The organism is Microbacterium sp., from assembly GCF_049661145.1.
Taxonomy (GTDB): Bacteria; Actinomycetota; Actinomycetes; order Actinomycetales; family Microbacteriaceae; genus Microbacterium.
Genome location: NZ_JBASZT010000144.1, coordinates 1 through 18205 on the forward strand (window position 1 = coordinate 1; position 18205 = coordinate 18205).

An 18205-nucleotide genomic window follows, 5' to 3' on the forward strand; every position below is an offset into this window, starting at 1 on the left:
GTTCGAGCGCGACGAGGGGGGCGGCGGCAGCGAGGGCGTCGGCGACGCCCTCGCCCGGTGCGGCCTCGAGCCTTCCCCACTCGACGCCCTTCACCACGACGGCGACGTTCGCCCCGCCCTCGTCCACCGCGGTACCGGCCACGATCTCGCCGGATGCGTCGCGCAGCGCGACCGGCACCTCCAACTCGGCAGCGATCGCGCCGGTGAACGCGGCGACACCGGGGTTGGCCGTGAGGAGCGTCACCATGCGATTGCGCATCGTCGCCTCGTCGCGCAGCCGCGCGACATCCGCCCCCAGGAGCCGGGTGTGCACCGCCTCGGTGATCTCGATGAACGGCACGACTCCGTGCAGTGCGACGAGGGGCAGCCCGGCGAGGCGCGCCTCATCGATCGCGTCCGCGGGCGGATGCGGAAACGTGCGGCCGAGCTCGAGCACGAGCGCCGCGAGGCCGACTCGGGCGAGGCCCGAAATGTAGGCGCGGGTGGCCTCCGGCGAGGCGCCCACGAGCCCGAGCCCTGTCGTGAGCAGCACTTCGCCGCCTTTCAGCAGTGGTGCGATGTCGTAGATCTCGCTCGTGTGCGCCCAGCGCACGGACCGCTTATCGAAGTCCTCGCCCACAATGACCTCCGGCCGTGCCGCTGCCACCTGGGGCAAGGCGAGGAAATCGGCGACGGTGAACATGCCGCCAGTTTACGAACCGTCATGTGTTTACTCATCAGAAATGACGAATCGCCCGGCGTGCCCGGCGCGCGGCATCCGTACCTTGAAAGTGCACCCGCACTGTCCTCCTCTCGCAGAAAGCGAGTTCCACATGATCCGTATCCCCCGCCCGCTCACCAGGCTCGCGGCGCTCGGCGTCATCGCCGCGACCGCCATCGCTCTCGCCGGTTGCGGCGGCACCACCGGCGAAGACCCCGCAGCGACGAGCGCGTCCACCGATGGCGCAGCCGTGCCCACCGTCTTCGGCGCGTTCGCGACGCCGCTCGAAGAGCCCTGGGACGGCGCCATCCACACCGCCCTGCTCGAGGCCGAAGAGGCCGGCCTGATCGACTACGAGTTCACCGACCACCTCGAAACGGCCGACGCGATGGAGAGCGCCTTGCGCGACGTCATCGCCGACTCCGACCCCGACATCATCTTCGGTGACGCGTTCGCTGCCGAGGATGCCGTGCGCGAAGTCGCCGCCGAGTTCCCGGACACCGCCTTCGTCTTCGGATCGGGCGGCGCCGAGCAGGCGCCGAACTTCAGCGTCTTCGACAACTGGTTGCAGGACCCGGCCTACCTCGCGGGGATGCTCGCAGGCGGACTGACGACCTCGAACAAGATCGGCGTGGTGGGCGCCATGCCGATTCCCGAGGTCAATCGCATCGTCAACGGCTTCATCGAGGGCGTCGCCGAAACCAACGCCGACGCCACCGTCACGGTGTCGTTCATCAACTCGTTCTACGACCCGGCGACCGCGAAGCAGGCCGCCGAGGCGGCAATCTCGGCCGGCGCGGACGTGCTGTTCGCCGAGCGCGACGGCGTCATCGCCGCCGCCGCTGAGAACTCGCTGCCGGTGATCGGCATGATGGTCGACCAGCAGGAGCAGGCGCCCGACTACGTCGTCACTTCGCTGCTGTGGCACATGCTGCCCACCGTCAAGCACGTCGTCGAAGAGGTGTCCGCCGGCACGTACGAGGCCCAGAACCTCGCCGAGTTCTCATTCCTCGTCAATGGCGGTTCGGCCATCGCGCCGATCAACACCGGCACTGCGTTCGAGATCCCCGCCGACCTGATCGCGGCCGTCGAGGCCAGGCAGGCCGAGATGGAGGCGGGTTCGTTCACGACGCCCGTCAACGAGGAAGCGCCCGCCGGATCGACGACTGTCGGAGAGTGAACCTGTGAGCACCCCAGGGGCGGTCGCGGCCCCGCCCGCCGCCCCCGGGGCGCCGCTGGTCGAACTCTCCGGCATCACAAAGTCGTTCGGCGCCCTGTGCGCGAACGACGGCATCGACCTCACGGTGCTGCCGGGCGAGGTGCATGCACTGCTCGGCGAGAACGGCGCGGGCAAGAGCACACTCACCCGCATCCTCTATGGCCTTTCGCGAGCGGATGCCGGCGAGATCCGGATCGAAGACCGACCCACTGCGATCGGCCGCCCCGCCGACGCGATGGCCGCCGGCATCGGCCTCGTCACGCAGGAGTTCTCGCTCGTGGGCACGATGACCGTCACCGAGAACCTGATGCTCGCGGGGCTCGGGCTCGGTCCCGTGTCGCGCCGGACCGCGCGCGCCCGCGTCGTGCAGGCGGCCGCGCGACTCGGCGTCGACATCGATCCGGATGCCGTCGTCGAGCACCTGTCCGTCGGTGAGAAGCAGCGCGTCGAGATCCTCAAGGCGCTCTACAACGACTGTCGCGTGCTCGTGCTCGATGAGCCGACCGCGGTGCTCGTGCCTGACGACGTCGAGAACCTCTTCGCCTCGGTGCGACAGCTCACGGCCTCGGGAATGGGCGTCATCTTCATCTCGCACAAGCTGCACGAGGTCGTCGAGATCGCCGACCGCGTCAGCATCCTGCGCCGCGGCCGCATCGTCGCGTCGCGTCCCGCGGCCGGTCTCGACGTGCGTGCCATCGCGGCGCTCATGGTCGGGGCAGAAGAGGCGGACGATGCGGTGGCCGCGCCCGCCCTGGGTCTGGGGACACTGGGCACCGGAACGCCGGGCATCGGAACGTCGGGCAGCGGGACGTCGACAGCAGGCGCGGTGCCACCCGAAGCGGTGCTACCCGAAGCGGCGGATGCCGCGGCATCCGCCAGGTCCACCGTGCTGCGCATCGCCGGGCTCACGGCGTACACCCGCGGCGCGAAGGTGCTCGACGAGCTCCATCTCTCCGTCGCGCCCGGCGAGATCGTGGGCGTCGCAGGCGTTTCGGGAAACGGCCAGACCGAACTGGTCGATGTGCTGTGCGGCGTGGTCGCACCCGGCGGCGGGCGCATCGATGTCGACGGCACCGAGATCACCGCGCTCGATGTGGCGGGCCGCCTCGCCGCCGGGCTCGGCCGCCTCTCGGAGGACCGCCGCGGCAGCGTCGCCCTGCCGCTCACGGTCGAGCAGAACCTCGTGATCGAAGACCTGGCGCGCTTCCGCCGTGGGCCCTTCCTCGACCGCCGCCGGGTGCGCGCCCACGCACGTGCCCTGATCGAACGCTTCGACATCCGTGCGGCGCCTGGTGATCCCATCCGCACGCTCTCGGGCGGCAACATGCAGAAGGTTCTGCTCGCACGCGCGATCTCGCGGGAGCCGCGAGTGCTTGTCGCGTCACAGCCCACCCGCGGTCTTGACGTCGCCTCGTGCGCCTATGTCTACGAGCAGCTGCGCGCGCTCCGCGCCGCCGGTGCCGGGGTCGTCGTCATCTCGGAGGACCTCGACGAGCTCATCGGCCTCTGCGACCGCATCGACGTGATCCTCGAGGGGCGCATTGTGGGGTCGCTGTCCGCGGCATCCGCCACTCGCGCCGCGCTCGGCCGTCTCATGACGGGGGTCGTCTCATGACCGGGGTGCGCTCGTGAGGCTCGTGCCGCGCGGCCGGGAGTCGGCCTGGAGCGGACCGATCGCGGTCGTCGCCGCGGTGCTCGTCACACTCGCGCTCACGGCGGGGCCGATCCGGCTTGCGGGCGCCAACCCGGGCGCGGCGTACTGGCGCTACACGATCGCCCCCCTGACATCGCCCACGGGAATCGGTGACGTCCTGCTGGCCGCCACTCCGCTGATCTTCACGGGCATCGCGGTCGCGCTCGCGTTCCGGGTGGGCTACTACAACATCGGCGCCGAGGGGCAGTTCCTCGCGGGCGCCATGGCGGCCACGGTGCCCGCGCTGTATCTCGCGTCGCTTCCTGCACCCGTCGCACTGCCGCTCGGGCTCGCGATCGGAGCCGTCGGCGGGGCGCTGTGGGCGCTCGTGCCCGCGCTGCTGCGGCGCCTCGCCGGGATCGACGAGGTCGTCACGACGCTCCTTCTCAACCCGGTTGCGCTGCTGCTCGTACAGGGACTGCTCAACGGACCGTGGCGCAACTCCGAGACCGGATTCCCGGACTCCGACCGGTTCGGTGCGGGTTACGAGCTCGGCGAGCTCGTCCCGGGTTCGCGCGTCCACTGGGGCTTCCTCATCGCGCTCGCCGTCGTCGCGGTCGCGTGGGTCGTGCTCACCGCCACGCCGCTCGGGCTCGCGCTGCGCGCGACGGGCCTCGCCCCCAAGGCGGCCGCGTTCAGCGGCATCCCGGTCGCGTCGCTGCAGTTCCGCACCGCGATCGTGTCGGGTGCGCTCGCGGGTCTCGGCGGAGCCGTGCAGGTGTTCGGGGTGCAGCATCAGCTCAACGCGTCGATCTCCGGTGGCTACGGATACACCGGCGTCGTGGTCGCGGCGCTCGGCGCGCTCACGGCGTGGGGCGCGCTGTTGGTCGCACTGCTGCTCAGCACCATCACGGTCGGCGCCCGCGGGGCATCGATCTCGCTGCAGCTGCCCGCGCAGATGGGCGCGATCGTCAGTTCGACGCTGCTTCTTTCGGTGGTTGCGGCTCTCTCCCTGCGGCATCTGAAGGTCGTCTTCAGCCGCTCGAGAAAGCGAGGTGCCGACTGATGGACATCCCGCTGTGGGCCGTGATCGCCCAGACCCTCGTCATCGCGACGCCCCTCGTGTGGGCCGGACTCGGCGCCGTCGTGGGCGAGCGGGCGGGCGTACTCAACCTCGGCATCGAGGGCACGATGTACGCGGGTGCCTTCACCGGCTTCCTCGTCGCGGCCCTGACCGGCAACCTATGGCTCGCCGTCCTCGCCGTCGTGATCGTCGGCGCGCTCTCTGGCGCCCTCATGGCGTTCCTGTCGGTGACGCTCGGCGTCAACCAGCACGTCGCCGGCATCGGCATCACGCTGCTGCTCATCGCCGCGAGCGAGTTCACCAATCGCCTGCTCTTCGGGGGAGCCAACCAGGTCACGACCGCGCGGTTCGAGCGCCTCTTTCCCGGCGCGGGGGTCTTCTCGCAGTACGGCATGACGTATGTCGCCTTCCTCGTGCTCGCGCCGCTCCTGTGGTGGATGCTGCGGCACACCGGACTGGGATTGCGCATCACCGCCGTCGGCGAACAGCCCGAAGCCGCCGACGTCGCCGGCCTGCCCGTCGCCGGCACGCGCTACGTCGCGCTCATCGCGGGTGGCGTGCTCATGGCGCTCGGCGGCGCGTTCCTCACCCTCTCGGTGCTCGGGCGCTTCACGCTCGACGTCATCGCCGGGCGCGGCTGGATCTGCATCGCGCTCGTCATCTTCGGCAGGTGGAGCGTGTGGCCGGTCGTCGCGGGGGCGCTGCTGTTCGGCCTCGCCGATGCGCTGCAACTGCAGCTCGCGATCACGCCCGCGTTCGGGTGGCTGCCCAACGAGCTGCTCATCGCGTTCCCCTACCTCATCGTCGTCGCCGCGCTCGCGATCCGTGGGCGCGGCGTGCGCTATCCCGGGGCATACCTCACGCCCTATCGGCGCGCCTGAACCCGCACGAACTCACTCACAGACGCCGAACTCCTACGAAAGGACCCGCCATGTCGCCCACCCCTGCGGAGATGCTGGCCCCCGCGCTCGCCGAGGCGCGTCTGGGGCTCGCCGAAGGCGGCATCCCGATCGGCGCCGCGCTCTTCGTCGATGGCGAGCTGCTCGCGGTCGGCCATAACCGGCGTGTGCAGGAGGGCAGTTCGATCCACCACGGCGAGACGAACTGCCTCGAGAACGCGGGACGCCTGCCCGCGAGCGTCTACCGCCGCGCGACGATGGTCACGACGCTCTCGCCGTGCGACATGTGCACGGGTGCGATCCTGCTCTACGGCATCCCACGCGTCGTCATCGGCGAGAACGCGACGTTCTACGGCGGCGAGGACTACCTCCGCCAGCGCGGCGTCGAGGTCACCGTGCTCGACGACGCCGAGTGCATCGCGCTCATGACCGGTTTCATCGCCGCCAACCCCGCGCTCTGGAACGAGGACATCGGCGAGTAGCCGCGCGGCATCCGGCACATCGCTAAAGCCGGGCGCACGTGACGGCCGGTCGACTTGCCGAGTTTTGTCGCCTCGAGGTCATGGATCCGACAAAACCCGGCACGTCGCGGCTGTCGCGGGTCGCGACCGCGAAGCCGCGGGCTCTGGCAATCGCCGCGATCCGTGGATCCCGCGTCCGGGCACAGAAAAGCGATAGATTCGCATCATGGGCACACCGGAGTGGATTCAGCACCCAGGACTCGTTCGCTGGGTGGAAGAGATGGCGGAGTTGTGTACGCCGAGCGGCATCCATTGGTGCGACGGCTCGGATGCCGAGTACGCCGCGCTGTGCGAAGAGCTCGTCGCGGCGGGCACGTTCATACGCCTGAATCCCGAGAAGCGGCCAGACAGCTTCCTCGCGCGCAGCGACGCGAGCGACGTCGCCCGCGTCGAGGAGCGCACGTTCATCTGCGCACGCAGCGAAGAGGATGCCGGCCCCACCAACAACTGGGTCGATCCCAAGGAGATGACGGCGACCCTCCGCGGACTGTTCACCGGCTGCATGACGGGGCGCACGATGTATGTCGTGCCGTTCAGCATGGGCCCGCTCGGCTCGCCCATCGCGCAGCTCGGCGTGCAGATCACCGACTCGCCATATGCCGTGGTCAGCATGAAGATCATGACGCGGATAGGCGTGCCTGCGGCGGAGGTCCTCGGTACCGACGGCGAGTTCGTGCCGTGCATGCACAGCGTCGGCGCGCCGCTCGAGCCGGGTCAGCAGGACGTCGCCTGGCCGTGCAACCCCGACAAGTACATCGTGCACTTCCCCGAGACGCGGGAGATCTGGTCGTACGGCTCGGGATACGGTGGCAACGCCCTGCTCGGCAAGAAGTGCCTCGCGCTGCGCATCGCCTCCACGATGGCCCGCGACGACGGCTGGCTCGCGGAGCACATGCTCATCCTGGGCGTCACCGACCCCGCGGGCGAGAAGACGTACGTCGCCGCCGCCTTCCCCAGTGCGTGCGGCAAGACGAACTTCGCGATGCTCGTGCCGCCGGCATCCTTCGCCGACAAGGGCTGGAAGGTGACCACCGTCGGCGACGACATCGCCTGGATCAAGCCCGGCGCCGACGGACTGTTGCGGGCGATCAACCCTGAAGCAGGCTACTTCGGCGTCGCCCCTGGCACGTCGTACAAGACCAACCCGAGCGCGATGGAGTCGATCCGTCGCGACACGATCTTCACGAACGTCGCCCTCACTGACGACGGCGACGTGTGGTGGGAGGGAATGGACGGCCCGGCGCCCGCCCACGTCATCGACTGGCAGGGACGCGACTGGACGCCGGAGTCGGGAACGAAGGCCGCGCACCCGAACTCGCGGTTCACGTCGCCGGCGACGCTGAACCCGGCCCTCGACGACGCGTGGGACGACCCGCTGGGGGTTCCGCTGAGCGCTTTCGTCTTCGGTGGTCGCCGTGCGGGAACGATCCCGCTCATCACGCAGAGCTTCAACTGGGCGTTCGGCGTGTACATGGCGGCCACGATGGGATCGGAGACCACCGCGGCCGCGGCCGGGCAGCAGGGCGTCGTGCGCCGCGACCCGTTCGCAATGCTCCCGTTCGCGGGGTACCACATGGGCGACTACATCAACCACTGGCTCGCGTTCGGCCGCACGATCCACAACCCGCCGCGCATCTTCCAGGTCAACTGGTTCCGCCGCGACGAGGACGGCAACTTCCTGTGGCCGGGCTTCGGCGAGAACATGCGGGTGCTGCAGTGGATCGTCGCGCGGGCGCGCGGCCGTGCCGTCGCGATCGAGAGCCCGTTGGGATGGATGCCGCGGTATCAGGACCTGGACTGGGAGGGCCTCGACTTCACGGAAGAGGACTTCTTCACGTGCATGGCGATCAACCGCCGCGACTGGACGGCTGAGCTGCTGGACGTCGAAGAGCTCTTCATGAAGCTGTACACGCGGCTGCCCAAGGAGATGGAGGGCATCCGCTCTCTCACCACGAGCGCGCTGTGGCGCTCGCCGAAGAACTGGGAGATGAACGCCGACCCGACGTGATGCGTCCTTGTCGCGTACACTTTTCTGTACGTACGAACGGAGGGCATGATGCGCATCCTGAGCTACTCGGAGTCCCGTGCGAAGTACGCGGAGGTGCTCGACAGCGTGGTGAACGACCGTGAGGAGGTCGTCATCACTCGTGCCGGGCACGAGCCCGCGGTCATCCTCTCGCTCGCCGACTACGAATCCCTGCGTGAGACCGCATACCTGTTGCGCTCCCCTGCCAACGCTCGGCGCCTGCTCGACGCGATGGAAGAACTCGAATCCGGGCGAGGTCAGGTGCACGAGTTGATCGAGGACTGATCCGTGGTCCTCGTCTTCAGCACGCCTGCCTGGGAGGACTACCTCTGGTGGCAGCGGCAGGACCGGGCGACGCTGAAGCGGATCAACGCGCTCATCCAAGACATCCTGCGGAACGGGAACGAGGGCATCGGCAAGCCCGAACCGCTGAAGCACGACTTCGCAGGCTACTGGTCGCGCCGCATCACCGACGAACATCGTCTCGTCTACAAGCTTGCCGACGACGAGGTCCGCATCGCCGCCTGCCGCTACCACTACGGCAAGTGACGCGAGGGCAGCAACGTCGCCAGATCGCGGCAGAGCCGGAGCACAGCCGGCAGAATCGAAGGATGGTATCGAGCCGACTCGTCGAACTCTGGCCTGCCGCGGGCGTTCGCATCCGCGCGGGCGACCTGGAGATGCGGTGGATCGACGACGAACTCGCGGTGGATCTCGCGGTGCTCGCGGGCGAAGGCATCCACGACGAGAACGCGATGCCGTTCAACGTCCCGTGGACACGCGGCACACCACGCGAGGTGGGTCGCAGCGTGCTCGCTTATCAATGGGCGGCCCGTTCTCGGCTGAGCGCCGACCGCTTCGACCTCGAGCTCGGAGTCCTCGTCGACGGCGTACCGGTCGGCATCCAGAGTGCATCGGGGGACAACTGGTCCGTCCTCCGCGAAGTCGAGACCGGTTCCTGGCTGGGGCGCGCTCACCAGGGCAGGGGCATCGGGCGACGCATGCGCGCGCTGATGCTCCACTTCTGCTTCGAGGCGCTGGGCGCGGAGAACGTGTTGTCCGCCGCCTTCACCGACAACCCTGCCTCCAACGCTGTCTCACGTCGTACCGGCTATGAGGTCGACGGCATTCAGCGCGTGGTGCGCGAGGGGAAGGCGGCGACACAGACGCGGTATCGGATCGATCGTGAGCGCTGGGCGACGGTTCGCGCCCAGAACCTGCAGATCATCGGCGCCGACATCGACATCGTCGGGGCTGACGCACTGCTCGCGGATCTTGAACCAGGATCGTGACAGGCATCGGCAGCGCCCCTGAGAAGCTGACGCGAAAGTCTCGTGACATGACCCGAGGCGCACTGACGCCGGCACCGGGCACCGGGCGTCTGGCACCGGGCAGGCCGGTCAGCCGCGCAGACCGGTCAGCCGATGACGAAGTTCGCCATCATCCCCATGTCCTCGTGTTCGAGGTTGTGGCAGTGGAAGACGTATGTGCCCGGATAGGAGTCGAAGCGCACGATGACGCGCTTCTTGTCGCGCGGACCCAGACGCACGACATCCTTCCAAGCGGTCGGCCCGCCGGCATCCAGCACCTGAAAGTGCGCGTTGTGGATATGAACGGGGTGCGCGAGGTCGCTGGAGAACTCCCAGATCTCCGTCTCTCCGGCGCGCGGGTCCGCCTCGATCGCGTCGGGATCGAACGCCCTGTGGCCGATGTGGAACTGCACGCCGTCTGACGTCGGCACGCGCGCGAACGCGAAGGTGCGGGTGCGTACGGCGTCGGCGGCATTCAGCACTTCGATCTGCGACAGCACGTCGGGTGCGATCCAGCGCGGGCGATCGTCCTTTCCACCCACTCGGAACTCGATGACATCGGTCGTCCCGTCGCCACCGGCCAGGTTCGTCAGCCGGACGACGCTCCCCTCGGGGTAGCCGGTGAAGTCAGCGACGACGTCGACCCGCTCGGCCGGTGCCAGGCTGAGGCTGCGACGCACCGCCGGAGCGGCCATGAGCCCGCCATCGGTGCCGATCTGGACGAACGGCTCACCCGTCGGCGGCAACGGGTCGACACTCAGGCGGTACTCGCGGGCGTTGCTGCCGTTGGCGATGCGCAGCCGGTAGGTGCCCTGCTTCACCCGGTGGTACGGGGCGTGGATGCCGTTGACCAGGAGCGTGTCGCCGAGCACACCGTTCGCGAACGGCTCGAGTACCCCCGGCGTGTGGGCGAGGTCAGGGTCGAGAGCGGGGTAGAGGAATGACCCGTCGGCGGCGAACGAGCGGTCGGTGAGCAGCAGCGTCAGCTCATGATCGCCGACGGGGAGTCCGAGTGCCCGCTCTTCGTCGTCGCGATGCACGTGCAGCCCGGCCAGCCCCGCCCACACCTGCGGCCCGGTGAAGTCCATCCGGTGATCGTGGTACCACAGGAGCGCCGCCCGCTGCTGCATCGGATGCGCATACGTGAACGAGCCGTCGTGGACGGTGCCCCCAGGGTGCAGATGATGGTCGCCCGGCCCGCTGACCGGCAGCACGTAGTCGAGCGGGTAGCCGTCGGATGCCGCCGGAGTGAAGGCGCCATGCAGGTGCCGCACGATCGGCACCGGCAGTTCGTTCGTGAGCCGCACGTTCGCAGCGCGACCACGGCGAGTCTCGAACAGCGGACCCGGAAAGGTCCCGTCGAAGCCCCAGACGGGGGTCTCCCGCTCGTCCAGAATCTGAGCCGTACCGCGGCGAGCGACGAGTTCGTAGTCGTCGCCGTCGCTGCCGGTGCGCACGGGGACGAGCGGAGAGGGGAGAGGCAGGGGCCGGGTGAACGGCGTCGGTCGCGCCGTCTGGCTTCGCAGAACGCGCCCGGTCTGACCGACCTCATCCAACGCCTCGAACCCCCCGGATCCGGCGGTGGCGGTCGCGCTGGGGACGACCTCACCGGGCGCTGCGGAGCATCCGCTCGCGAGCGCGACGAACGGCACCGAGACGGTCACGCCGCCGATCACCCACAGAAACCGGCGGCGCGACAGCTGCATCTCGTTCAGTTGACCGTGACTTCCTCGACCATGCCCAGCGTGTAGTGCCAGATCGGTCCGTTCGGCCCCATGACCGGCATGGCGTCCGGTCCCTCGCCGTCGAACAGCGGCACGTGGCACAGCACGATGTGCCGGCCCTCGGTGAGCTCTGCATTGGTGTAGCCGCTCGCCTGCGGCGGAGCGATGGTACTGGTCACGACCTCCGCGACCTCCGCCATTCCTGCGTCGTCGAGCGCGATGAACTCGTCGAGCGTGCCGGTGTAGTCGTCGTTGAGCCGGTAGACCGCCAGGTCGTGGAATCCATCGGTCGGGTTGTCGAGCAGGAAGTTCGTCTTGCCCGCCGGGAGCGTGGCCGGCAGGCCGGTGAAGTGGAACTCGGGATTCTCAGACGCGGATGCTGCGGCGTGCTCCTCCGCCGTCACGTCGACCGGGTGGTATCCGCATTCGGTTCGGCCGGCTTCGCCGGCGCCGAGGAGATTGGGGAGGAACGTCGGGTCCTGCAGCAACGCGAAGTTATCGGTGGCGAGGATCTCGTCCAGGGTCGCCGCCGCATCTGTCGCCGCGGTCGCGGCTGCGCCCGCGGTGCCCGTCGCAATCGTCTCGAACTGCTCCTTGAGACTCTCCACCGATGCGGCGTCGGGCGGCTCTTCGGAGAAAGCAACGGCGAAGATGCCATCCGAGAGCGTGAGCAACTCGTCGCACGCGGCAGCCGACTCGGGTGCCGCAGAATCGCTGGGCGTGCTCCCCGCGCCCGGCGAACTGCCGCACGCACTCGAGCCGAGGGCGAGGGCCGCGGCGGTGGCGAACAGGGCGGCACGCGTGAGGTGGTTCGTCAGGTGCTTCATAGCGATCTCCTTCGATCGGAGCGGCCGGGCGACCGGTTCAGCCGGTTGCACTTCGGGTGCCGAGACACACACTGAACGTGGCAGATGAGCGTTCCGGGAACGTTACGGGTCACTTGGCGTCGTGCATTTTGCACTACGATACGTCTTATGGGGACATTGACTATCCGCACAGACGCGGACGTTGAGCGCGCCCTTGACGCGCTCACTGCCGATGGTCGTTCGAGGTCGGACGTGGTACGCGAGGCGATCCTCGATACCGAACGACAGAGCCGCCGTGCACGCATGCGAGCCGAGGCAGAGGCGCTGCGAAACGACCCCGACGACGCCGCGGCCGCCCGTCGCCTCGCCTCCGACATGGAGCAGCTCAGTGCGTGGTGACGTCTACCACCTGAAGTCGCCGCTTGACGCGCAGGGACACGAACAGACGGGGTCAAGGTACGCGGTGGTGGTGCAGTCGGATGACCTTCCGCTCTCGACGTGGATTGTCGCCCCGACGTCCACCGGCCGTCGACCAGCATCCTTCCGACCAGAAATCGACATCGACGGCACCACTACCCGCGTTCTCGTCGAGCAGCTCACGGCCGTCGACCCGCGACGCCGGCTCGGCGGGTTCGCTGGCCGGTTGAGTCGCGCGGAACTCGAGGCCATCGATCGCGCGCTGCTTGCTGTCCTGGCGCTCGACTGACAGCGACTCGCCTGGGCCACAATGGAGCGGTGAGACTTCTTGTCGCGGCCCTCGACAGCGAACTCGTCGGGTTCCCCACGCAGTTGCCTGGATTTGACCGGCTGGTGAGTGGGCCGGGCAAGCTGCAGGCGACCTACGCGTTGACCCGCGCCCTGGAAATGTCCGAGTACGAGGAGGTCGTCGTCGTCGGCACCGCCGGGGGGCTCGATCCCGCGCTCGGCTCCGGGGTGTACGAGATCGGTGCGGCCATCCAGCACGACGTGACCGACATCGACGGCATCGTCGGACAGCACGTGTCGCTGCCCGCCCTCCTGGAACTCGGGCGCGGTACCGTCACGATCGCCACAGGCGACCAGTTCATCGACGACTCCGACGCGGTCGCCGCGATCCTGTCGCTCGGCGCGGGACTGGTCGACATGGAGACCTACGCCTACGTGTGGGTCGCGCAGTGCTTCGGCGTGCCGATCCGGGTGCTCAAGGCCGTCTCCGACCGGGCGCAGGACGGTGCACTGACCGATTGGCACACCGCCGTCGCCGCCTGCAGCGTGCAACTGCGCGAGCGGGTGCGGGCCGACTACGGCGTATGACGCGGCCGTCACCGATTGTCACGCGGATGCGCGTCTGACATGATCGGGCCCGTGCCCACCGAGCGACCTCCCCGAGTCCCCCACTTGGACGACACGTCGCGCGCCATCATCGAGCACCTCCAGACCGACGGACGGCGATCGTACGCCGACATCGGAAAGGCCGTCGGGCTGTCCGAGACCGCGGTGCGCAATCGCGTGCAGCGGCTCATCGATGCCGGCGTCATGCAGATCGTCGCTGTGACCGATCCCCTCCAGCTGGGCTTCGCCCGGCAGGCCATGGTCGGCATACGCACGACGGGCGATTCGACGCGCATCGCGAGCGAGCTGACGACCCTTCCCGAAGTGACCTACGTCGTCCTCACCGCAGGAAGCTTTGACATCCTCGCGGAGGTGGTCTGCTCGTCGGACGACGAGCTCATCGAACTGCTCAACCATCGCATCCGCGCCATCGACGGCGTGATCGCCACCGAGTCTTTCGTCTACCTCAGACTCGTCAGGCAGCTCTATGACTGGGGCACACAGTGAGCTGATCACGCGCTGGGGGAAAGCCACCTCCGGTCAGTGTCTGCGCGCGAAACCGTCGCCTACGTTTCCGGAAACAAACGATTCCTGTATCGAGTTTGTTTCAGACTGCGGATCACGCTTGCTGCACGCGCACCTCGCATGTCACGATCGCTGATGCGTGAGGCAGGTCTTCTCGCCCCCACGGCGCGACAGCGCTACTGAATAGCTGGACCGACACGTGCGCGTCACGCGCTCGAGCAGAACGAGGTGACCCGACCTTGACCGATCGTCCACTCCCCTCCGACCCGATGATCCGCGCGCTGATCGCGCAGGCCTCCACCGCCCAACTGTCGCGACGCGCGATCCTCGCCGGCGCCGGCGCCCTCTCGTTGGCCGGTGTCCTTGCGGCGTGCAGCGGCAAGGTCGGCGGCTCGACCGGCGGATCCACCGTCACGGCGGCCGAAGATTTGTCCTCGAGCGTGAAGACGCTCACCTGGGCGAACTGGTCCTTCTACCTCGACGAGGACGACGACGGCAACCACCCGACGCTGGATGCGTTCCAGGACAACACCGGGCTCACGGTCACCTACGACGTCGCGATCGACGACAACAACACCTACTTCGCGAAGGTGCGCGACCAACTCGCCCTCGGTCAGGGGATCGGCGCCGACACCGTCTGCCTCACCGACTGGATGACGAACATCTGGATCGCTTCGGGCTACACGCAGGCCTTCGACCAGGCGAACATGCCGAACGTTTACGCGAACCTCAACCCGAGCCTGCTCAACCCGAGCTTCGACCCCGGCCGCGCGAACTCGGTGCCGTGGCAGTCGGGCTTCGCAGGCCTCGCGTGGAACACCGAGAAGCTTCCCCAGGGTCTCGCGAGCATCGACGACCTGTGAGCGCCCGACCTCAAAGGCCGGGTGGGCGTGCTCAGCGAGATGCGTGACACGATCGGCCTCATCATGCTCAGCCAGGGCGTGGACATCTCTTCTGACGCGTGGGGCGACACGGAGTTCCAGAACGCGATCGACGTGTTCGCCCAGCAGGTCTCGGACGGGCAGATCCGAAACATCAAGGGCAACTCGTACGCCGACGACTTGCTCAACGAGGACACGCTCGCCGCGATCGTGTGGTCGGGGGACATCACCGCGATCAACGCTGAGCTGGGTCACGACAAGTTCGCGTTCGCGTTGCCGGACTCCGGGGGGACGCTGTGGAGCGACAACTTCATGATCCCGATCGGATCGCAGCAGAAGGCCAACGTCGAGACCTTGATCGACTACTACTACCAGCCGGAGGTCGCGGCGGAGGTCGCCGCATGGGTCAACTACGTGACTCCCGTCGTCGGCGCGCAGGAGGCCATGGCGGAGATCGACCCGAGCATGGTCGACAACCAGCTGATCTTCCCTGACGAGACCACCCTCACGCAGGCGCACATCTTCCGTGCCCTCACGAACGAGGAGCAGGAGAAGTACAACGCCGAGTTCGAAGCCGTAGGCCTGGGCGCCTGATCGACAATGGCTGAGCCAACCGCGGCCGAGGCCGGCGCCGATCTCGAGCTTCGCGGCATCCGCAAGACCTTCCCGGGCTTCACCGCGCTCCACGATCTGGATCTCTTGATCCCCGCGGGATCCTTCTTCGCGCTCCTGGGACCATCGGGCTGCGGCAAGACGACGACGCTGCGGATCGTCGCGGGGCTGGAGAACCCGACCGCGGGAACGATCTCGATCGGCGGCAGGGACGTCACCACGGTTCCGCCGCACCAGCGGCCGGTCAACACGGTGTTCCAGAGCTACGCGCTGTTCCCGCACATGACCGTGCAGGAGAACGTCGAGTTCGGTCTGCGTCGTCGCAGGGTGAAGGATGCCGCGACTCGCGCGCTCGACGCCCTTGCACTCGTCGAGCTCGATCACGTCGCGTCACGCAAGCCCGCGCAGCTGTCGGGGGGCCAGCAGCAGCGTGTCGCGCTCGCTCGCGCGGTCGTCAACCGGCCGGCGCTCCTGCTGCTGGACGAGCCGCTCGGGGCGCTCGACCTCAAGCTGCGGCGCCAGATGCAGACCGAACTCAAGACCATCCAGGACGAGGTCGGCATCACCTTCTTGCACGTGACCCACGACCAGGAGGAGGCCATGACAATGGCCGACACGGTCGCGGTCATGAACCACGGCCGCATCGAGCAGATGGGCCCGCCGCAGGAGCTCTACGAGCTGCCGCGCACGGGCTTCGTCGCGAGCTTCCTCGGGCAGTCGAACCTGGTCCCCGCCACTGTCGAATCCGCCGCCGCCGGCCAGGTCGTGGCTCGCACCGCGGCAGGCAGCATCCGGATGCCCGAGGCACGTGCAGTCTCGGCCACGGGACAGATCACCGTCGGCGTCCGGCCGGAGAAGCTCATGCTCCTCCCTGAGGCGCCCATCACCGACGACAATGTGCTCGGTCCCGGTCGCATCGTCGACCTGTCGTTCACCGGTGTCAGCACCCAGTACACGGTCGAGATCCCCGGCATCGGCGGGATCGCGGTGTTCGAGCAGAACCTGGTGTTCGGCTCGGTCTTCGGGGTCGGCAGCGAGGTGTGGGTGCAGTGGCGCCCCGAGCACACGTTCGGGCTGGACGCCGATGCCCGGGCAGGTGCGGCCGAGGCGGTCGCCGACGGCGAGGACGCCTAGTCATGGCGATGTCGGCGCTGGCGGTCGCCGAGACCAGGACCGCATCGCCGCAGCGCCGCGCAGGCCTCATCGCGTTCGCCCTCCTGCTGCCGGGACTGGCCTATCTGGCGCTGTTCTTCGTCGTGCCGTTCGTCTCGCTCCTGATGACCTCGTTCGGCATCAACGACACGTCGCAGTACGGCGTCTTCTCCTACGCCTTCCACGTGCAGAACTACGCCGACGTCATCTCGGAGTACTGGCCGCAGTTCCTTCGCTCGTTCCTCTACGCACTGCTGGCGACCTTCTTCGCGCTCCTGATCAGCTACCCGATCGCCTACTTCATCGGCGTCGTCCTCCGCGACCGGCCGCTGCTGCGCAACCTGCTGCTCGTCCTGGTCATCGCGCCGTTCTTCATCTCCTTCCTTCTGCGCACCCTCGCGTGGAAGGCGCTGTTCGCCGACGAGGGGCCGGTCATCGGGTTCCTGCAGGTGGTCGGCCTGTTCGGACCGCAGGACCACATCACCGGCACGGGCTTCGCGGTCGTGTTCGGCCTGACCTACAACTTCATCCCGTTCATGACGCTCCCCCTGTTCTCCTCGCTCGACCGCCTCGACACCCGCCTGCTGGAGGCGAGCTCCGATCTCTACGCGACCCCGGGGAAGACGTTCTGGCGAGTGACCTTCCCGCTCTCGCTCCCCGGCGTCGTCTCGGGAACGCTGCTCACCTTCATCCCGGCGACCGGCGACTACGTCAACGCCAGTCAGGCGTTCCTCGGCAGCCCCGCCACGACGATGATCGGCAACGTCATCCAGTCGAAGTTCCTCATCACGGTGAACTATCCGCAGGCGGCGGCTCTCAGCATCCTGCTCATGGTCGTCATCCTCGTCATCGTCGGCAGCTACGTGCGGCGCACGGGAACGGATGATCTGCTGTGAAGGGCACGAAGCGGACCTTTCGCTCCCGACTGCTCGCGATCTACGTCACGGCGGCTTTCGTCGTGCTCCTCATCCCGATCGCCTACACGTTCCTGTTCTCGTTCAACCAGACCACGCGCACCAACATCACGTGGAACGGATTCACGCTGGAGAACTGGTTCACCGTCGGCGAGCAGCCCGAGGTGTGTGTCGCGTTCGGCAACAGCGTCCTCGTCGGCCTCGTGGCCACCGTCATCGCGACGACTCTCGGAACGATGATCGCCCTGGCCCTCGTGCGCTACCGGTTCCGCGCGCGGGGATCCATCAGCCTCCTGCTCTTCCTGCCGATGGCAACCCCGGAGGTCGTCATCGGCGCGGGCCTTGCCGCGCAGTTCCTCACGATGGGCGTCGCGAAGGGGCTGGGCACCATCATCCTCGCGCACACGATGTTCTGCCTGAGCTTCGTCGTCGTGACCGTGCGTGCGCGAGCCCTCTCGCTCGACCCGGCGATCGAAGAGGCGGGACGCGACCTCTACGGCTCGCCGCGACAGGTCTTCTGGCGCATCACGTTCCCGTTGCTGCTGCCCGGGATCATCGCGGCCGCGCTGTTGTCGTTCAGCCTGAGCTTCGACGACTTCATCATCACGTACTTCACCTCAGGATCGGTTCAGACGTTCCCGGTGTACATCTACGTGGCCGCGCAGCGCGGCATCCCACCGCAGGCGAACGTCATCGCGTCCGCCGTGTTCCTCCTCGCGATCATCGCGACCCTCGCCTACGGCGTCATCACCGCTCGGCGCACCGCTGCCCGCCGCGGCCGCTGAACGGACTGCGCCTGTCAGCGGGGCCTCTCAGCGTTGCGCGAAAGGTTGAGCCGAAAGAACAACGGAGCGCCGAGAGAACGGGTGACAACCGTTCTCTCGGCGC

Annotated in this window: 20 protein-coding genes and 1 pseudogene; 18 read left to right on the top strand and 3 right to left on the bottom strand. The window is 68.1% G+C overall.

From position 1 onward, the window contains the following. Positions 1-682, bottom strand: a 682-nt coding sequence (locus tag WBP48_RS06420; RefSeq protein WP_424437790.1) for a PucR family transcriptional regulator ligand-binding domain-containing protein, incomplete at its 3' end; no start/stop codon positions are given. A 130-nt stretch (positions 683-812) separates the two neighbouring features. On the opposite strand from WBP48_RS06420, the gene WBP48_RS06425 reads away from it, so the two are divergent. From WBP48_RS06425 to WBP48_RS06465, 9 genes are all read left to right on the top strand, one after another. Next, complete coding sequence (locus WBP48_RS06425; protein ID WP_424437793.1) at positions 813-1880, top strand: BMP family protein; 1068 nt, start codon at positions 813-815, stop codon at positions 1878-1880. A 4-nt stretch (positions 1881-1884) separates the two neighbouring features. After that, positions 1885-3534, top strand: a complete 1650-nt coding sequence (locus WBP48_RS06430) for an ABC transporter ATP-binding protein (RefSeq protein ID WP_424437795.1) — start codon at positions 1885-1887, stop codon at positions 3532-3534. A gap of 13 nt (positions 3535-3547) precedes the next feature. Beyond that, entirely contained in the window at positions 3548-4618 is a 1071-nt protein-coding gene (locus WBP48_RS06435; protein WP_424437798.1) for an ABC transporter permease, read from the top strand. After that, the gene (locus tag WBP48_RS06440; RefSeq protein ID WP_424437801.1) at positions 4618-5517 is read left to right on the top strand and encodes an ABC transporter permease; all 900 of its coding nucleotides are present in this window, start codon (positions 4618-4620) and stop codon (positions 5515-5517) included. The genes WBP48_RS06435 and WBP48_RS06440 overlap by 1 nt, the downstream gene beginning before the upstream one ends. A 50-nt stretch (positions 5518-5567) precedes the next feature. Then, the gene (locus WBP48_RS06445; protein WP_424437804.1) at positions 5568-6017 is read left to right on the top strand and encodes a nucleoside deaminase; all 450 of its coding nucleotides are present in this window, start codon (positions 5568-5570) and stop codon (positions 6015-6017) included. Between the two features lie 205 nt (positions 6018-6222). Continuing rightward, positions 6223-8064, top strand: a complete 1842-nt coding sequence (locus WBP48_RS06450) for a phosphoenolpyruvate carboxykinase (GTP) (RefSeq protein WP_424437807.1) — start codon at positions 6223-6225, stop codon at positions 8062-8064. Between the two features lie 48 nt (positions 8065-8112). After that, positions 8113-8367, top strand: coding sequence for a type II toxin-antitoxin system Phd/YefM family antitoxin (locus tag WBP48_RS06455; protein WP_424437846.1), 255 nt, complete (start codon positions 8113-8115; stop codon positions 8365-8367). 3 nt (positions 8368-8370) lie between these two features. Continuing rightward, the gene (locus tag WBP48_RS06460) at positions 8371-8631 is read left to right on the top strand and encodes a Txe/YoeB family addiction module toxin (RefSeq protein WP_424437810.1); all 261 of its coding nucleotides are present in this window, start codon (positions 8371-8373) and stop codon (positions 8629-8631) included. A 62-nt stretch (positions 8632-8693) separates the two neighbouring features. Next, positions 8694-9374: a GNAT family N-acetyltransferase gene (locus WBP48_RS06465; protein WP_424437813.1), complete on the top strand. Its 681-nt coding sequence runs from the start codon at positions 8694-8696 to the stop codon at positions 9372-9374. A gap of 125 nt (positions 9375-9499) precedes the next feature. On the opposite strand, the gene WBP48_RS06470 is transcribed toward WBP48_RS06465, so the two are convergent. Both WBP48_RS06470 and WBP48_RS06475 read right to left on the bottom strand, forming a co-directional pair. Continuing rightward, complete coding sequence (locus WBP48_RS06470; RefSeq protein ID WP_424437816.1) at positions 9500-11098, bottom strand: multicopper oxidase family protein; 1599 nt, start codon at positions 11096-11098, stop codon at positions 9500-9502. A 5-nt stretch (positions 11099-11103) separates the two neighbouring features. Beyond that, on the bottom strand, positions 11104-11943 hold the full coding sequence (locus WBP48_RS06475; protein WP_424437819.1) for a hypothetical protein: 840 nt from the start codon (positions 11941-11943) through the stop codon (positions 11104-11106). A gap of 147 nt (positions 11944-12090) precedes the next feature. Between WBP48_RS06475 and WBP48_RS06480 the strand changes: the two genes are divergently transcribed. The 9 genes and pseudogenes from WBP48_RS06480 to WBP48_RS06520 all read left to right on the top strand — a co-directional run bounded on the left by WBP48_RS06480 (position 12091) and on the right by WBP48_RS06520 (position 18102). After that, positions 12091-12321, top strand: coding sequence for a hypothetical protein (locus WBP48_RS06480; protein WP_424437822.1), 231 nt, complete (start codon positions 12091-12093; stop codon positions 12319-12321). Continuing rightward, positions 12311-12628: a type II toxin-antitoxin system PemK/MazF family toxin gene (locus WBP48_RS06485; RefSeq protein ID WP_424437825.1), complete on the top strand. Its 318-nt coding sequence runs from the start codon at positions 12311-12313 to the stop codon at positions 12626-12628. The genes WBP48_RS06480 and WBP48_RS06485 overlap by 11 nt, the downstream gene beginning before the upstream one ends. Positions 12629-12657: 29 nt before the next feature. After that, positions 12658-13215: a nucleosidase gene (locus WBP48_RS06490; protein ID WP_424437828.1), complete on the top strand. Its 558-nt coding sequence runs from the start codon at positions 12658-12660 to the stop codon at positions 13213-13215. Between the two features lie 39 nt (positions 13216-13254). Then, a complete protein-coding gene (locus tag WBP48_RS06495) occupies positions 13255-13740 on the top strand; it encodes an Lrp/AsnC family transcriptional regulator (RefSeq protein WP_424437831.1) in 486 nt (161 codons plus the stop codon). A gap of 257 nt (positions 13741-13997) precedes the next feature. Further along, the gene (locus tag WBP48_RS06500) at positions 13998-14621 is read left to right on the top strand and encodes an ABC transporter substrate-binding protein (protein ID WP_424437834.1); all 624 of its coding nucleotides are present in this window, start codon (positions 13998-14000) and stop codon (positions 14619-14621) included. Positions 14622-14639: 18 nt separating this feature from the next. Next, positions 14640-15233, top strand: a pseudogene (locus WBP48_RS06505) (extracellular solute-binding protein); the annotation flags it as partial. A 6-nt stretch (positions 15234-15239) separates the two neighbouring features. Next, entirely contained in the window at positions 15240-16385 is a 1146-nt protein-coding gene (locus WBP48_RS06510) for an ABC transporter ATP-binding protein (RefSeq protein WP_424437837.1), read from the top strand. A 2-nt stretch (positions 16386-16387) separates the two neighbouring features. Beyond that, positions 16388-17299, top strand: coding sequence for an ABC transporter permease (locus WBP48_RS06515; RefSeq protein WP_424437840.1), 912 nt, complete (start codon positions 16388-16390; stop codon positions 17297-17299). Then, positions 17296-18102, top strand: a complete 807-nt coding sequence (locus WBP48_RS06520) for an ABC transporter permease (protein ID WP_424437843.1) — start codon at positions 17296-17298, stop codon at positions 18100-18102. Before WBP48_RS06515 ends, WBP48_RS06520 begins: the two co-directional genes overlap by 4 nt. Positions 18103-18205 lie beyond the last annotated feature (103 nt).

What these genes read in the sequence shown, in the direction of transcription:
- WBP48_RS06425 (WP_424437793.1), top strand. Translation starts at nt 813, where the DNA reads ATGATCCGTATCCCCCGCCCGCTCACCAGGCTCGCGGCGCTCGGCGTC.
- WBP48_RS06440 (WP_424437801.1), top strand. Translation starts at nt 4,618, where the DNA reads ATGGACATCCCGCTGTGGGCCGTGATCGCCCAGACCCTCGTCATCGCG.
- WBP48_RS06445 (WP_424437804.1), top strand. Translation starts at nt 5,568, where the DNA reads ATGTCGCCCACCCCTGCGGAGATGCTGGCCCCCGCGCTCGCCGAGGCG.
- WBP48_RS06450 (WP_424437807.1), top strand. Translation starts at nt 6,223, where the DNA reads ATGGGCACACCGGAGTGGATTCAGCACCCAGGACTCGTTCGCTGGGTG.
- WBP48_RS06455 (WP_424437846.1), top strand. Translation starts at nt 8,113, where the DNA reads ATGCGCATCCTGAGCTACTCGGAGTCCCGTGCGAAGTACGCGGAGGTG.
- WBP48_RS06465 (WP_424437813.1), top strand. Translation starts at nt 8,694, where the DNA reads ATGGTATCGAGCCGACTCGTCGAACTCTGGCCTGCCGCGGGCGTTCGC.
- WBP48_RS06470 (WP_424437816.1), bottom strand. Translation starts at nt 11,098, where the DNA reads ATGCAGCTGTCGCGCCGCCGGTTTCTGTGGGTGATCGGCGGCGTGACC.
- WBP48_RS06475 (WP_424437819.1), bottom strand. Translation starts at nt 11,943, where the DNA reads ATGAAGCACCTGACGAACCACCTCACGCGTGCCGCCCTGTTCGCCACC.
- WBP48_RS06480 (WP_424437822.1), top strand. Translation starts at nt 12,091, where the DNA reads ATGGGGACATTGACTATCCGCACAGACGCGGACGTTGAGCGCGCCCTT.
- WBP48_RS06495 (WP_424437831.1), top strand. Translation starts at nt 13,255, where the DNA reads ATGATCGGGCCCGTGCCCACCGAGCGACCTCCCCGAGTCCCCCACTTG.
- WBP48_RS06510 (WP_424437837.1), top strand. Translation starts at nt 15,240, where the DNA reads ATGGCTGAGCCAACCGCGGCCGAGGCCGGCGCCGATCTCGAGCTTCGC.
- WBP48_RS06515 (WP_424437840.1), top strand. Translation starts at nt 16,388, where the DNA reads ATGGCGATGTCGGCGCTGGCGGTCGCCGAGACCAGGACCGCATCGCCG.